12 protein-coding genes and 1 riboswitch are annotated in these 15122 nt (G+C 56.2%); of the genes, 3 read left to right on the top strand and 9 right to left on the bottom strand.

Translation table 11 applies throughout. The features are described 5' to 3' along the window. Position 1: 1 nt before the first annotated feature. From ACKTS9_RS03415 to pfkB, 8 genes are all read right to left on the bottom strand, one after another. Complete coding sequence (locus ACKTS9_RS03415) at positions 2-685, bottom strand: ABC transporter ATP-binding protein (RefSeq protein ID WP_349215045.1); 684 nt, start codon at positions 683-685, stop codon at positions 2-4. Between the two features lie 75 nt (positions 686-760). Next, on the bottom strand, positions 761-1750 hold the full coding sequence (locus tag ACKTS9_RS03420; RefSeq protein WP_349215046.1) for a sensor histidine kinase: 990 nt from the start codon (positions 1748-1750) through the stop codon (positions 761-763). Further along, the gene (locus ACKTS9_RS03425; RefSeq protein ID WP_349215047.1) at positions 1747-2409 is read right to left on the bottom strand and encodes a response regulator transcription factor; all 663 of its coding nucleotides are present in this window, start codon (positions 2407-2409) and stop codon (positions 1747-1749) included. The genes ACKTS9_RS03420 and ACKTS9_RS03425 overlap by 4 nt, the downstream gene beginning before the upstream one ends. 99 nt (positions 2410-2508) lie before the next feature. Next, positions 2509-3840, bottom strand: coding sequence for an MATE family efflux transporter (locus ACKTS9_RS03430; protein WP_349215048.1), 1332 nt, complete (start codon positions 3838-3840; stop codon positions 2509-2511). Positions 3841-3936: 96 nt separating this feature from the next. Next, entirely contained in the window at positions 3937-5643 is a 1707-nt protein-coding gene (gene ptsP, locus ACKTS9_RS03435; RefSeq protein ID WP_407878933.1) for a phosphoenolpyruvate--protein phosphotransferase, read from the bottom strand. 16 nt (positions 5644-5659) lie between these two features. Beyond that, on the bottom strand, positions 5660-5923 hold the full coding sequence (locus tag ACKTS9_RS03440; protein ID WP_349215050.1) for an HPr family phosphocarrier protein: 264 nt from the start codon (positions 5921-5923) through the stop codon (positions 5660-5662). Positions 5924-5967: 44 nt separating this feature from the next. Next, positions 5968-7932, bottom strand: a complete 1965-nt coding sequence (locus tag ACKTS9_RS03445) for a fructose-specific PTS transporter subunit EIIC (protein WP_349215051.1) — start codon at positions 7930-7932, stop codon at positions 5968-5970. Between the two features lie 19 nt (positions 7933-7951). After that, on the bottom strand, positions 7952-8854 hold the full coding sequence (pfkB, locus tag ACKTS9_RS03450; protein ID WP_349215052.1) for a 1-phosphofructokinase: 903 nt from the start codon (positions 8852-8854) through the stop codon (positions 7952-7954). A 380-nt stretch (positions 8855-9234) separates the two neighbouring features. Then, a riboswitch (glycine riboswitch) is annotated at positions 9235-9328 on the top strand. Positions 9329-9432: 104 nt separating this feature from the next. On the opposite strand from pfkB, the gene ACKTS9_RS03455 reads away from it, so the two are divergent. Continuing rightward, on the top strand, positions 9433-10767 hold the full coding sequence (locus ACKTS9_RS03455) for an alanine/glycine:cation symporter family protein (RefSeq protein ID WP_349215053.1): 1335 nt from the start codon (positions 9433-9435) through the stop codon (positions 10765-10767). Positions 10768-10816: 49 nt separating this feature from the next. Here ACKTS9_RS03455 and ACKTS9_RS03460 read toward each other — a convergent pair whose 3' ends face one another. Continuing rightward, on the bottom strand, positions 10817-12226 hold the full coding sequence (locus tag ACKTS9_RS03460) for an alanine/glycine:cation symporter family protein (protein WP_349216730.1): 1410 nt from the start codon (positions 12224-12226) through the stop codon (positions 10817-10819). A 135-nt stretch (positions 12227-12361) separates the two neighbouring features. On the opposite strand from ACKTS9_RS03460, the gene ACKTS9_RS03465 reads away from it, so the two are divergent. Then, positions 12362-13621 carry an FAD-dependent oxidoreductase gene (locus tag ACKTS9_RS03465; RefSeq protein ID WP_349216731.1) on the top strand — a complete coding sequence of 420 codons (1260 nt, stop codon included), beginning with the start codon at positions 12362-12364 and terminating at the stop codon, positions 13619-13621. A 115-nt stretch (positions 13622-13736) separates the two neighbouring features. Then, positions 13737-15104: an MATE family efflux transporter gene (locus ACKTS9_RS03470; protein WP_349216782.1), complete on the top strand. Its 1368-nt coding sequence runs from the start codon at positions 13737-13739 to the stop codon at positions 15102-15104. The last annotated feature ends 18 nt before the right edge of the window (positions 15105-15122 follow it).

The following is a 15122-nucleotide window of genomic DNA, read 5'->3' on the forward strand; positions in this document are numbered from 1 at the left end:
TTCACGGACGGATCACCTCATCTTTCACGATTCGGCCGTCCTTCAGGCGCAAAATACGCTGCGCACGAAGGGCCAGCGTTTCGTCATGAGTAATCATCACCACGGTCTGCCCTGTGGTAAGATGGATCTGCTCCAAAAGATCCGCCACATTTTTTCCTGCCGCAGAATCCAGATTTCCGGTGGGTTCGTCCGCCAGAAGAAGCGCCGGTCTGGTCAGAAGGGCGCGCCCGATGGCCACCCGCTGCTGCTGACCGCCGGAAAGCTGTGCCGGAAACGCCCGACGTTTTTCCGCAAGACCCAGCCTGGCCAGCATATCCGCCACCCGCGCGGCGTCCGGTGTGCGCCCATCCAAAAGAAGCGGAAGACAGAGATTTTCCTCTACCGTCAGCAGCGGCACCAGATTGTAAAATTGATACACCAGACCGATCTGCCGCCGGCGGAAAATGGTCAGCGCTTCCTCTTTTTGCTCGTACAGTGAAATTCCATCCAGCCGCACGCTCCCGCCGGTCGGCCGGTCCACACCTCCCAACAGATGCATCAGCGTGGATTTTCCCGAACCCGACGCCCCCATAACAGCCACAAACTGACCCTTTTCCACCTCGAAGGAAACATTGTCCAACGCCTTTACGCTTGCTTCACCTGTTCCGTAGATCCGGGTAAGCGCGGTTACTTCCAAAAAAGCCATGGTTCATTCGCTCCTTTCTGCCGTCAGTATGCCATTCTCATCTAACAGAAGAGTGACAGTTCCGTGACGTTTTTGTCACGTACGATAAATCCGCAGAAGGAATCGCGGTCCATCCGGTCCGTTTTCTGCCCACAGCGTCCCACCCTGTCCTTCGGCGATGGCTTTTGCCAGCGAAAGACCGATTCCGATACTGTCTGGCGCAGCGTCCCTTCCCCGCCAAAACCGCTCAAACAAATGTGGTATCTCCTGTGCAGAAAGAAGCGGCCCGGTATTCTCTACACAAAACTGTGTGAAAAGCGCATTGGCTTCGCACAGAAGACGAACGCGTCCGCCCGCAGGCGTGTGCTCGGCTGCATTTTTGATTAGGTTGGTCAGCGCCTGCACGGTCCATGCCGCATCGCACCGGCACTGCACACCGTCGTCCGCCATACACTCCAGCGATACGTTTTTCGCCGCACACAGAGGAGCAAGCCCCCGGGCGGCTTCCCGCAAAAGCTGCCGCGCCGCGTGCTCCTGTGCATGGAACCGCACCACTTTTGCGTCCAACCGGCAAAGCTGCAAAAGCTGTTCCACCAGCCATCCCATGCGCTCTGCCGCCTGCTGAATCCGGGCGGCACACTCTGTTTTCTCCGTCTGGGAAACCGCCGCGTCCTGCCACAGTTCCGTCTGCAGCACAATGGCTGCCAGCGGCGTGCGAAGCTGATGGGCCACATCCCCTAAAAAATCGGCCATTTGCTGCCGGTCACGCGACAGACACTCCTTCTGTTCCCAAAGGATCGCGGTGACCTTATAGAGTTCGTTCCGCAACAGGCTCAACTCTCCCTCCCGCTGGGTCCGGATGTCAAGAAAGCGGTCGCCCGCATATACCTGCGCCAGATAATCGCACAACCGGTGGATCTCCCTCATTCGGTGCAGGCTGACCGTCAGGCAGACAGCGCAGCAAAGCAGCCCCGTCATCAGCGCACACAAAGCACCTGCCGCACCGCAGACAAGATAGCCCGTCGCCCCTCCTGCCGCGGAAACGGCCAAAAGCGTCAGCAAAAGAAGTTTTGTTTCCCTGCTCACAGTTCTTCCTCCCATCGATAACCGATGCCGCGCACCGTCGTGATGCGATCGCCCTGCTTTCCCAGCTTTTCCCGCAAGCGCTTGACGGTTACGGTAAGGGTGTTGTCGTTGACAAAATTTCCGCCGCAATCCCACAAAGCCTGAAGCAATGCACCGCGCTCCAGGACCTGTCCCGGATTGGCAGCGAATAACAGAAGCAGGCGATATTCCTGTGCCGTGAGTGTCAGCGGCACACCATTTTCCAGCACCTGTGCCGCACCCGCATCAATGCACAGCGTTCCGAAACGATACTGTTTTTTCACACCCCGCCGCCGCTGTACCGCCCGAAGGCGGCTGGCAAGTTCCCTGGCGCGAAACGGCTTGACCACATAATCATCCGCGCCCTCTTCCAGCGACCGCACCACACTGTCCTCATCGCTGCGTGCTGTCAAAATGAGAATGGCTGCGTCGGAGACTTCCCGCACCGCGCGACACACCTCATGGCCGCTTTGATCCGGCAGTCCCAAATCGATCAGCACCGCATCCGGCGGTCCTTCTTTCAGATGTGCTAATGCCTCCGCAGCGGTAAACGCCAGTTCCACCTTCCAGCCTTCTGTGCACAGCAACCTTGCCAGCGGACGCGCAATCGTCTCCTCATCCTCCACAATCAGCAGCCGCATTCCATTCGCCCCTTTTCTGCTTTCATTTTACTGTATTTTCTTCTCCGGTGCGTGACAAAACCGTCACAAAAAGGCCGCAGCAAAGCCGCGGCCTTTTCTCTATTTTTTCTGTTCCAAAGGTTTGCGCACAGCCCATACGCCAAACCCTGCCACGTCAGCCAGCAGCCAGCCAAGAGGGATGCTCCACCAGATGATGGTATATCCCATGGCAGGGGCCAGCAAATAGGAAACCGCCACGCGGGTGCCCAGAGAAATCACCGTCAGCACCAGAGACATCGACGGCCAACCCACCCCGCGATAGAGGCCGTACAGCAAAAACAGCAACCCGATTCCCACATAGCAAGCCCCTTCGATGCGCAGATACTGCACACCGATTGCCAGGATTTCCGTTTGCCCGGCGTCAAAAAAGATGCGCATCAGCCAGGGAGCAAAGCCAAACACCAACACCGATACCGCCAGACTGAACACGCATGCCGCCGCCACTGAAAAACGGATGCCCCGCCGAATTCTCTCTTCCTGACGGGCCCCATAGTTCTGCGCAATGAAAGTGGAAAAGGCATTTCCGAAATCCTGCACCGGCATATAGGCAAACGCGTCGATCTTGACCGCCGCGGCAAAAGCGGCCGTAACCGCCACGCCAAAGCTGTTGACCAGGCCCTGGATCATTAAAATGCCAAAATTCATCACAGACTGCTGCAGCGCGGTAAAAGACGCATAATTGGCCAGTTTGCACCACAGTGCTCCGTCCCAGCAGCAGTCTTCCCGATGAAGGCGCATCTCCGGCGTACGCCAAATCGTATACACCGCCATGCCGACCGCACTGACGACCTGCGCGATCAGCGTTGCCCATGCCGCGCCATCCACGCCCATTCCAAGGCCGGCTACGAACCACAGATCCAGCCCGATATTGATGACGGCAGAAACCGCAATAAACAAAACCGGAGCCCGCGAATTGCCCATGCTGCGGGTAAGCGCCGCAAAAAAGTTGTAAATGAAAACCGGCACGATTCCCATAAACACAATGTGCAGATAGGAAAGCGTCATATCAAAAATCACCGGGTCCACCCGCATCAGCCGCACAATCTCCTCTTCCGTCAGGAACAGGAGCCCTTCCATAAGCACCGCCACCACTCCGATGGAAATACCCGAAAGGAAAATACTCTGACGAAGCCTCCGGCTCTCGCGGGAACCAAAATACATGGAAAAGGCAACCCCCACCCCCATGCACAGCCCGATGAGGATTGAGTTCAAAAAAGTGAGAAGAGAAAAAGAGGTTCCCACCGCCGCCAATGCGTCAGCCGAAACATAGCGGCCCACTACCCAGGTGTCGACCACATTGTAAAGCTGCTGGAAGATATTCCCCAAAATCAGCGGTGCCGCGAACAAAAGCATGGCTTTTTTCTCGCTGCCGACCGTGAGATCCCTCTCCATACTGTTTCCTCCTCCGCATGGGGTCATCTGTTCTATTTTAACAAATTGCTGTTCACCGCACAAGCGAAAAAGGAGAGGACCAAGGTCCTCTCCTTTTTAAAACATTTTTTCAATTTCCCGATGAATCTCCTCCGTCGTGACAAGTTCCATCACCCGCTGCGCCAGTTCCCCAGCCTGCCGGTCACTCCACTGCGAAATCCATTTTCGCACAGTCAAAACCGACGGAGCGCTGACGCTGAACTCGTCCAGGCCCCACGCCAAAAGCAGCGGAATCATTTTGGGGTCCGCGGCAGCCTCGCCGCACATTCCCACAGGGATCTGCGCTTTGCGAGCCGCGGAAATCACCTGGCGAACGGAGCGCAGGACAGCCGGATGCAGCGGATCGTACATCTGCTCCACTTTGGCATTGCCCCGGTCCACCGCAAGTGTATACTGGGTCAAATCGTTTGTTCCGATGCTGAAGAAGTCGGCCTCTTTCGCCAGCTGATCGGCAAGCTGCACCGCCGCCGGCGTTTCGATCATCACACCGAGGGAGATATTCCGGTCAAAAACCTGCCCTTTTTCCTGCAGCTCTGCCTTGCACTTTTCCAGCAGCGCACGGGCAGCACGAATCTCCTCTACGCTGGTAATCAGCGGGAGCATGATTTTCACATTCTGATACTCCGCACCGGCCCGGAGCAACGCTTTCAGCTGTGTGGAAAAGAAGTCGGGCCGATCCAGACAGTAGCGGATGGCGCGATAGCCCAAAAAAGGATTTTCCTCTTTCCCCACCGACAGATACGGAACATCCTTATCGCCGCCGATATCCAGCGTGCGAATCAGCACATCACGTTCGGGCATAGCCCCGGCCACCGCCCGGTAAGCCTGATACTGCTCTTCTTCGCCGGGCGCGTCTGAGCGCTCCATAAACAAAAATTCCGTTCGAAACAAGCCGATGCCTTCGGCGCCGACGGAACTCACCTCGTCCAGCTGCGCCGTCGAACCAATGTTTGCGTACAGGCTCACCCTCCGTCCGTCGGCATTTTCCGTGGGGCGTGTGCGATACGCCTGCAGGCTCTGCCGTTCACGGATCGACGCTTCATTCCAGATGCGATAAGCTTCTGCCTGCGCCGCATCCGGATTCAGAATTACCTCGCCGGTTCCGCCGTTCACAAGGACCCTGTCGCCGTCCGAAAGAGCATTCATCAAATTGGGCACGCCGAGTACGGCGGGAATGCCCAGTGCCCGCGCCAATATTGCCGAGTGGCTTGTGCGACCGCCGGACTGGGTCACAATGGCCGCCACGTTTTCGGCGCGCAGCCCCACCGTCATGGACGGAGTGAGATCCGGCGCCACAAGCACACTGTGCGGTGTCAGTGCAGACAGATCGATTGGCTTCACATGCAGCAGCAGACCCAGCAAGCGGTTCCGGATATCCCGCACATCGGCCGCACGCTGGCGCACCAGTTCATCATCCGCCTGTGAAAACAGCTCTTCGTAAAAAGCGCACACTTCATCCACGGCCTGTTCCGCCACACTGCCCTGCTCCACTTTTTCTTCCAGCTGCGCACGCAGGAACGGGTCCGCCAGCATGGCGATGTGCCCGCTGAGGATCTCTGCTTCATGCTGCCCCACCTGACCGCTCATCTTCTGCGTCATGCGTTCAGTATCACGGCAAAACGCATCGACGGCCGCCAGCAGGCGCGCTTTTTCCGCTTCAGCCCCGGCATAAATCACGCCGGTATAATCCAAAACACTCTCACGGATGCACACCGCATTGCCCAGACCAAGGCCATCCGATGCGCCGATCCCGTTCAAAATCATTGCATCGTCCCCTTTTTTATTCACCCAGGCCGGACTCGATCAAAGCGACCGCCTTTTCCAACGCAGCCTGCTCATCCTGTCCTTCACAGCGGATCTCAATCTCGCTGCCCTGTTTGATGCCGGAAGCCATCAGATTCATAATGCTTTTCGCATTGATGGTTCTGTCCTTATGCACGATCGTAACCTCACTTGCAAAAGGCGTCATCTCCCGAACAAACAATTGGGCGGGACGCATATGCAGTCCCATGGGGTTTGTAACTTTCACATTTGCGGATACCATACGTTCATCCTCCTTTTATTCTCAGGGGATTGTTCTCCTCTATTTTATCTCTTTCCGATGTCTTTTTTCAAGGCCGCCAGCAAAAGCATTGCCAAAGCCGCACCCGCTGCCAGCGCCAGCAGATACAACAGTTTACCGTTCATAATACCCAAAACAAAAATACCGCCGTGGGGCGCCATCAGGCTGCACCCGAACCACATGGACAGCGCGCCTGCCAGTGCGCTTCCCGCAACGCAGGAAGGAATGACCCGCAGAGGGTCAGACGCCGCAAAAGGAATCGCTCCTTCTGTGATAAAGCACAAGCCCATGATATAATTCACCGCGCCGGACCGCCGTTCATCCGAAGTGAATTTTTTGGGAAACAACGTTGTGCAAAGCGCAATGGCCAGCGGCGGGACCATTCCGCCCGCCATCACTGCTGCCATCATCTGATACTCAATGGCTCCGCTTGCAACCCCCGCAGCGGCAGCGGTTGCAAGCGCGCCTGTACCGGTGACATAGGCGGCTTTATTGAACGGGCCGCCCATGTCAATACTCATCATACCCGCCAAAATTGCTCCCAGGAACACCTTGCTGACGCCGCCCAGAGAGTTGAGAAACGCCACCAGGCCATGATTCAGCGCGCCCAGCAGCGGATTGACCAGACACATAAAAGCCCCTATAATCAAAATTCCGAGCACGGGATACAGCAAAATCGGTTTGATTCCTTCCAGACTGTCCGGCAGTCGGTCGCACAGCCATCGAAGGGCGCGCATAAAATATCCGCCGGCAAATCCCGCCAGAAGCGCCCCCAGAAAGCCTGCCGATACCGGTGCCACACCCGAGGCGATGGTCGTGAAGGATATTCCCGCCGCGGCCAGCGCACCGCCCACAACCCCCACTGCCAAACCCGGACGGTCTGCGATGCTCATGGCAATATAGCCGGACAGCACCGGCAGCATGAACTGAAACGCCATTCCGCCCACTGTTTTCAAAAAGGCAGCCAATGGTGTATTGGAGCCGAAGCCGGCGGGGTTCTGCGGGTCGTATACATCCACCAGAAAGGCTAAAGCGATCAAAATTCCGCCGCCAATGACAAAGGGCAGCATGTGCGAAACGCCATTCATCAGATGTTTGTACAGCATGCGCGTCCAGGATTCCTGCGGGCCCGCTCTATCCACGACCGCCACTTCGGAAGAGCGCTCCGCATGATGGTACACAGGAACTTCTTTGTCCAAAATCTGGCGGATCAGTTTCTCCGGCCGGTGGATGCCCTCGGCCACCGGCACAAACAATACGGGTTTGCCTGAAAACCGTTCCGTTTCCACCTGTTTGTCCGCGGCTACAATGATTCCTTCCGCCGATCGGATCTCGTCCTCTGTAAGGATATTTTTGGCACCGCCGCTTCCGTTGGTTTCCACCTTCAGCGAAATGTCCAGCTGCTGAGCGGCCTTCTCAAGCGCCTGCGCTGCCATATAGGTATGCGCGATGCCCGTAGGACATGCCGTGACCGCCAAAACTCGATACGATTCTTCCGGCTGTTCCGGGGACGCGGATTCCTCGGGTTCTTCAAAGTTCTTGCGTTCGAAACGGTCGATGATTTGCAAAAAGTCCTGCGCGCTGTCCGCATTCCGCAAGGCCTGCGTAAAGGACGGGTCCATCAACAGCTGCATCAGGCGGGACAGAATTTCCAGATGAAGCTCTCCGTCCGCCGGTGCGGCAATCAAAAAGAACAGGTCGGAAGGCTGACCGTCCATCGCTCCGTAATCCACGCCCTGCTGCAGCACCGCTGCCGCCAGACTTGGGCGCAAAACCGAATCGGATTTTGCGTGCGGTACGGCAATGCCGGCCTCGATTCCCGTGCTCGACTGTGCCTCGCGGTCCCAGACAGCCTGTTTATACGCCTGAACATCTGAAAGCACTCCGCTTTGTTCCTGCAGATTCACCAGCAAATCAATCACAGAAGATTTGTCTTTTGCCCGCGCGCCCAGTGCAATGCGGTGCGCGTCCAAAAGGTCTACGATTCTCATGGCTGCTCCTTTCCTCATGTCAGAATGTTTCCAACAGAGCCATTACTTCTTCCCGCTCGGCCAGACCATATGAAAATGCGGTGGCGCTGCCTGCGGCGATTCCCATCCGCAAAGCGCGCTCATAATCTCCGAAGCGCAGCCACCCGGCCAGGAAGCCGGCGACCATGGAATCCCCTGCGCCCACGGAATTTTTCACTGTTCCGTCCGGCGCCTGTGCCCGGTGGAAGCGGCCGGTCTCGTCCAGCAAAATCGCCCCGGCACCGCCCATGGAAACCAGCACATTGCGGGCGCCCTGCTTTTGCAGCTGCGCCGCACAGGCCTCGATCTCTTCTTCGCCGTGAAGCTCTTTGTGAAAAATTGCTCCCAGCTCCAAATGATTGGGCTTGATAAGAAACGGCCGGTACTGCAGGATCCCCGTCAGCAACTCACCTTCCGCATCCACTACAAACCCGGCACCGCAGCTGGAGAGTTTCTCTAAAATGTGGCTGTAAAGCTGTTTGGGCATATCCGCCGGCACACTTCCCGCCAACACAAGGTAATCTCCTTCTCGAATCTGCTGCAATTTTTCGTGCAGCGCCTCAAGAGAAGCTTCGTCCACCTGGGGGCCTCGTCCGTTGATTTCCGTTTCCTGCCCGCCCTTCAACTTTACATTGATTCGTGTGAAGCCTTGTTTCAGGTGAACAAAATCCGTTCGCACACACTCCTGTTCCAATGTCCGCTCGATCTCCTGTCCGGTGAAGCCCGCTACAAATCCCAGTGCGGTGGTCTCCACGCCGAGGCGGCTGAGCAGGACGGAGACATTGATGCCTTTTCCGCCGATCTGGATCAGCTCCTGCCGAGTGCGATTCAGTTTTCCCGTTTCGAAATCATCTACCCGAACCACATAGTCAATGGCGGGGTTAAACGTCACTGTATAAACCATTTTTCCACCTCTCGGAGGCATTCCAAAACACCACTGACAAAAATGTGTCCCGATTTGTGCCTCATTATTCGCACATCGAAAAAGTTTCCTTTGTTTCTTCTTCATATTATCACGGGACCGGCGGGCACTCAACGCCTTTGTGCCCGACTTCGCCCGTTCTTGCGCAATTATCTAAAACCGTACCACTTTTCCGTATCTTTCCCGGCATTTTCCCGAAATCAACCGTCGCACGTCAAACACACTTGACTTTCATACGCGCACATGTTACTTTATAAGCTGTCACAACTGCAACAGGACAAACGAAGTTCGTAGGAAAAAGCGTAAGCTTACCGAAGAAGTAAAACTTTCAGGTGCGCACAGTGTGCGCGTGGACTATGGACGGATGCGGCTCTGGAGAAACCCGAAACGGGTGCCGAAGGTGCAAGGCGCTTAAAAAGGTGCTAATCTCTCAGGCAAAAGGACAGAGTGGATGCAGGCGCGACAGCCTATGGCTGTTTGCTGTTTCCGGAGCCGAACCCCCCAGCGGGTTTGGCTCTTTTTGTTTTTCTGCTGCGAAAACACGAGGAGGAACATGAGACATGGAACAATTCACTCTAGCGGTAAAGGCTGTCAGCGACTTTTTCTGGAACAACATTCTTCTTTTTCTTCTGTGCGGAACCGGCATCTATTTCACATTGCGGCTGAAACTGATCCAGGTTCGCAAATTCGGCGAGGGAATGCGCCGCCTGTTCGGCGGGTTTAATCTGAACGGAAAAAAAGCGGATCACGAAGGCATGAGCTCCTTCCAGGCCCTTACCACCGCCATCGCCGCGCAGGTGGGCACCGGCAATATCACCGGCTGCGCAACCGCTCTGGCTTCCGGCGGGCCGGGCGCCATCTTCTGGATGTGGGTCAGCGCCTTTTTCGGCATGGCGACCATCTACGGCGAGGCCGTTCTCGCTCAGAAGTTCCGCACCACGGTAAACGGACATGTCACGGGCGGCCCTATTTACTACATCCGCGCCGCATTTAAAGGGCGGTTTGGTGCTTTTCTCGCAGGCTTCTTCTCCGTCGCCATCATTCTGGCCCTCGGCTTTATGGGCAATATGGTACAATCCAACTCCATTGGCGCCGCTTTTTCCAATGCCTTTCATATTCCGGCTCTGGTTGTCGGCTTCTTTGTTGCCGCCGTCTCCGCATTCATTTTCATCGGCGGCGTAAAGCGAATCGCCTCCGTCACGGAAAAGCTGGTTCCTGTTATGGCTGTTTTTTACATTGTTGGCTGCCTGATCATCCTGTTCATCAACCGCTCTACCCTGCTCAACTGCTTCCAGCAGATTTTTGTGCTGGCTTTTCAGCCGCAGGCCATGGCGGGCGGCGTGGCTGGTGTGACGGTGAAAACGGCGATGCGCTTCGGTGTGGCCCGCGGTCTGTTTTCCAACGAGGCCGGTATGGGTTCCACGCCCCATGCCCACGCTCTTGCCAAAGTTGAGCGCCCGCAGGACCAGGGCGTGATTGCCATGATGGGTGTGTTCATCGATACCTTTGTCATTCTGACGCTGACGGCTCTGGTCATTTTGTCCTCCGGTGCGCTGGCCAGTGGAGAGGAAGGAACCGCGCTGGCCCAGCTGGCTTTCAATCAGGCCTTCGGCTCCTTCGGCAATACTTTCATTGCGATCTGCATGCTGTTCTTTGCTTTTTCCACCATCATCGGCTGGTATTTCTTCGGCGAGGTCAACGTAAAAGCTCTGTTTGGCGAAAAGGCCGTCCGCATCTACAGCATCATTGTGGTCGGCTTCGTCGTGGTGGGTTCCGCTTTGAAAGTTGATCTGGTGTGGAACCTTTCCGATTTGTTCAACGGGCTGATGGTAATTCCGAACCTGATTGCGCTGCTGGCACTCTCCGGGCTGGTGGCACGTATCGCAAAAGAATAACAAAAAGCGCGCGGCCTTTTTAAGGCCGCGCGCTTTTCTTTTTCTGGTCTCACGGACGATGCCAGCAGTCCGCGTTTTCCACGCCGATATCCTCGGCATAAAACACCGGGTCTTCCCCGCTTGCACGCTGCTTTTCATAATTCTGCAGCGCACGAAATGCGATGGGCCCCAGAAGAAGGATTGCCACAATGTTGATAATGGCCATGCAGCCCATCAGGATATCCGCCAGGTTCCAAACCGTGGAAAAATCCGCCTGAGCCCCCAGGAAGATGGCCACAAGGCAGGTGCACCGAAATACGTTCAGCAAGACTTTGGAGTCACGGATAAAGCGAATGTTCGATTCCGCATAATAATAATTTCCCACCAGGCTGGAAAAAGCGAAAAAGAAAATGGCCACTGTGATGAAATGAATGCCCCATTCTCCCATTCCCGTTTTGACAGCCGCCTGCACAAAGGGAATTCCGTCCATGACACCGGCCTGCCCCTCCACACCGGAAACAAGCAGTGTGATGGCCGTGGTGGAACAAATGACCAGCGTGTCGATAAAGACGCTCAAAACCTGCACCAGCCCCTGCTTGACCGGGTGCGACACATGCGCCGATGCAGATGCATTGGGCGCAGAACCCATGCCGGCTTCGTTGGAAAACAACCCGCGCTTGATACCCAGTACCACGGCGCTGCCCGCAAAGCCGCCCGCAATAGCCTGTACGTCAAATGCACGCTGAAAAATCAGCGCAAACACGGCGGGCAGCTGGCTGTAATTGCGCACTGCCATGTACAGTCCCATGCCAATGTATCCAAAAGCCATCACCGGCACGATGACGGAGGTGATGAAGCCAATGCGGTGAACGCCGCCGAAAATCACCAGCGCCGTTAAAACCGCCAGCACTGCGCCCACGACCACCGGCCAGATGGTTTGAGAATAATCCGGAATATAATAGGGTAGCGCAGATGAAATGTTGTAGGACTGCAGCCCGTTGAAGCCATAGGCAAAGCAGGCGATCAACGCCAGCGAAAACACAATGCCCCACTTGCGGCTGTGCAGGGCCTGTTCAATGTAGTAAGAGGGGCCGCCCCGGTAAGACGCACCGTCGCGCACCTTATAAATCTGCGCCAGAGTGGACTCCACAAACGCAGAAGCTCCGCCGATCACTGCCATCAGCCACATCCAAAATACGGCGCCCGGACCGCCCGCAGCGAGCGCCGTGGCAATGCCCGCAATGTTGCCCGTGCCCACGCGGGAAGCGGTGGAGATCATCAGGGCCTGAAAAGAAGAAACCCGTTTTTGCCCGTTTTCCCCCTGCGCCTTTTCTTTTAGAATGGCCGGCACATCGGCAATGCGGCGCAGCTGCACAAATCCGGTGCGCACCGTAAAATAAACGCCTGCCCCCACCAGCAGAAAAATCAGCACATAGGTGTACATAAAGTCATTGACTTTTCCCAGTATCTCGTTGAACATTCGCACTCTCCTTTGTTTTGTTCTTCTATCATACAGGATGTGCCGTGGTTGTGTAAATACACTTTTGATTTTTTGTATTCACGCAAGACCGGCCCTTTGCCTGCATACAATAACACAAAAGGAGCTGAATCACGCATGGATATCATTGTTGTAGGCGGTGGATGGGCCGGATGTGCGGCCGCGTATCAGGCGGCCAAAGCCGGCGCACACGTCAGTCTGTTCGAGCGCACCGATATGCTGCTGGGCACCGGACTGGCCGGCGGCATTTTCCGCAACAACGGCCGCTATACCGCCGCTGAAGAGATGCTTGCCATGGGCGGCGGCGAGCTGTTTCGCCTGATGGACGAAAACGCCCGGCACCGCAATGTCTGTTTTCCGGGACAAATGCACGCCAGCCTCTACGATATTGCCAAAGTGCCTGCGGCGGTTTATTCTCTGCTGAAAAACGCCGGTGTGGAACTGCATTTTCAGGCCAGAATCGTCAGTGCGATTTTGTCCGGAGCGCGGATCCTGGCTGTAAAAACCCCTGCCGGACAGCGCTACGCCGCAGATGCTTTCATCGATGCCACGGGCACGGCAGGGCCCACGGTCAATTGCACCAAATACGGAAACGGCTGTGCCATGTGCGTTCTGCGCTGCCCGGCCTTCGGCGGGCGCCTCAGTTTATCGGCTCTGGCCGGCGTAGCGGAATACCGCGCTCACCGCGGCGACAGCGCCGGGGCGTTCAGCGGGTCCTGCAAACTGATGAAAGGATCTCTTTCCGAGTCGCTGCAAAAGCAGTTGGAACAAGACGGCGTGGCCCTTGTTCCCATCCCGCCGGAGCTGCGCGAAGATCATTTGAACCAGAAAGCGTGCCAGCAGTATGCACATGCCGCATACATGGAAAACATTGTTTTGCTGGATACCGGCCACGCCAAGATGATGACACCGTTCTTTCCGCTGGAAAAACTTCACCAGATTCCCGGCTTTGCCTTTGCGCGATACGAAGATCCCTATGCGGGCGGCAAAGGGAATTCGGTGCGTTTTACCGCCATGGCCCCGCGCGACGATGCACTGCGCGTGCGCGGAACCGAAAATCTGCTTTGTGCCGGTGAAAAAGCCGGACCGCTGGTGGGACATACGGAAGCAGTGGTGACCGGTGTTCTTGCCGGGTTCAACGCCGTCCGCATGTGCAGAGGAGAAAATCTGCTCACGCTGCCCCGCTCGCTGGCCACCGGAGAAGCCATCACCTGGGTCAACCAGCAGACATTCCGGCCGGGCGGAGCAGATAAGAAGTACACCTTCTCCGGTTCCGTCCTGCTGGAACATCTGGAACAGCGAAAGCTGATTTCGCTGGACACCGATGTGATCACCACGCGCACCGAGCGGGCCGGAATGCGAAACATTTTTGCCTGAGCGGACTTGCCAAGGCATAGGCTTCATTGTATAATCCCGGATGGAACATTTGTTGAGCGCCCCGTGCACCTGTCACGGGGCGTTTTCCGGGAAGGGAGCAGAAGTTATCTTGAAAATGGAAAACGATCTGGGGCGGGACGATATCGGCCGTCTTGTCTGGCGCATCGCGATTCCCAGTATGCTGGCTCAGTTTGTAAGCGTGCTGTACAGCATTGTAGACCGCATTTACATCGGCAATATTCCGAAGGTGGGAGACATTGCGCTGGCAGGCGTCGGGGTGTGCGGTCCTGTTGTAACGCTGGTGGGCAGCGTGGCCTTTCTGGTCGGCATCGGCGGCTCTCCCCTCATGAGCATCAGCATGGGGGAAAAGAACATGCGCTACGCGGAAAGAATTCTTGCCAACTGCTTTCTCATGCTTTGTGTACTGTCCGCTGTGCTTGTGGCGGTAATTTTTCCCTTTCGAGGGCAGATGCTGATGATGTTCGGCGCAAGTCAAACGACCTATCCCTATGCCATCGCCTATTTTACAACATATCTTCTGGGAACGCCGTTCGCGCTTCTCTCCACCGGCATGAACCAGTTCATTATCTGTCAGGGCTTTGCCAAAATCGGAATGATCAGCGTCATGCTGGGCGCTGTTCTGAACATTGCGCTGGACCCCCTGTTTATCTTTGGTTTGAACATGGGCGTGCAGGGCGGCGCCCTGGCCACCGTGCTGTCGCAGCTGGGCAGTTGCATTTTTGTGCTGGCCTTTCTTTTTTCCAAAAGAGTTCCCGTGCGCATCCGGTTCGGCGGATATCGCTTTTCCATTATGCGCCAGGTTTTAAAAGTTGGCTTTACGCCGTTTATCATCATCGCCATCGACAACGTAATGATCATTGCCATGAACGCGGTGCTGCAGCATTACGGCGGAGCGGAACAGGGCGACATGCTGGTGACCACCGCAACCATTGTGCAAAGCTTCATGCTGGTGGTAACCATGCCGCTGGGCGGAATCAGCGGCGGAACACAAACCATTCTTGGGTTCAACTACGGCGCCTGCAATACCCAGCGCGTTCGTCAGGCGGTGCGGCGCATCGCCTGGATGTGCGTGGGCTATACCGGCGTTCTGTTTGTGCTTGCGCGCCTTGCGGGCCCCTTGTTCGTACGCCTGTTCACCCAGGATCCGTCCCTGGCAGAGCTGTCTTACCGTTCCATCAAAATCTGCACGCTGGCCATTCTTCCTCTGGGTTTGCAGTACGAACTTGTTGACTCGTTGACCGCCATCGGTCAGGTGCGTCTTTCCCTTCCCCTCTCCTTTTTCCGAAAGCTGGTCTATTTTGCAGCTTTGTTCATTTTGCCGCTGTTTTTGGCACCGCAGTACATCTTCTTCGCAGAGCCGATTTCCGACCTGATCAGCCCCGCTGTTTCTCTATTTGTGTTTCGCCGCAACATCGGCCTGATTTTGCGCCGACGGGAAGAAATGGTACGTTCCGGCCCCTGAATCAATAAACAGGACCCG

It is taken from the genome of Owariibacterium komagatae (genome assembly GCF_045865535.1).
Classification (GTDB): Bacteria; Bacillota; Clostridia; order Oscillospirales; family Ruminococcaceae; genus Ruthenibacterium; species Ruthenibacterium komagatae.

What these genes read in the sequence shown, in the direction of transcription:
- ACKTS9_RS03415 (WP_349215045.1), bottom strand. Translation starts at nt 685, where the DNA reads ATGGCTTTTTTGGAAGTAACCGCGCTTACCCGGATCTACGGAACAGGT.
- ACKTS9_RS03425 (WP_349215047.1), bottom strand. Translation starts at nt 2,409, where the DNA reads ATGCGGCTGCTGATTGTGGAGGATGAGGAGACGATTGCGCGTCCGCTG.
- ACKTS9_RS03430 (WP_349215048.1), bottom strand. Translation starts at nt 3,840, where the DNA reads ATGGAGAGGGATCTCACGGTCGGCAGCGAGAAAAAAGCCATGCTTTTG.
- ptsP (WP_407878933.1), bottom strand. Translation starts at nt 5,643, where the DNA reads ATGATTTTGAACGGGATCGGCGCATCGGATGGCCTTGGTCTGGGCAAT.
- ACKTS9_RS03440 (WP_349215050.1), bottom strand. Translation starts at nt 5,923, where the DNA reads ATGGTATCCGCAAATGTGAAAGTTACAAACCCCATGGGACTGCATATG.
- ACKTS9_RS03445 (WP_349215051.1), bottom strand. Translation starts at nt 7,932, where the DNA reads ATGAGAATCGTAGACCTTTTGGACGCGCACCGCATTGCACTGGGCGCG.
- pfkB (WP_349215052.1), bottom strand. Translation starts at nt 8,854, where the DNA reads ATGGTTTATACAGTGACGTTTAACCCCGCCATTGACTATGTGGTTCGG.
- ACKTS9_RS03455 (WP_349215053.1), top strand. Translation starts at nt 9,433, where the DNA reads ATGGAACAATTCACTCTAGCGGTAAAGGCTGTCAGCGACTTTTTCTGG.
- ACKTS9_RS03460 (WP_349216730.1), bottom strand. Translation starts at nt 12,226, where the DNA reads ATGTTCAACGAGATACTGGGAAAAGTCAATGACTTTATGTACACCTAT.
- ACKTS9_RS03465 (WP_349216731.1), top strand. Translation starts at nt 12,362, where the DNA reads ATGGATATCATTGTTGTAGGCGGTGGATGGGCCGGATGTGCGGCCGCG.
- ACKTS9_RS03470 (WP_349216782.1), top strand. Translation starts at nt 13,737, where the DNA reads ATGGAAAACGATCTGGGGCGGGACGATATCGGCCGTCTTGTCTGGCGC.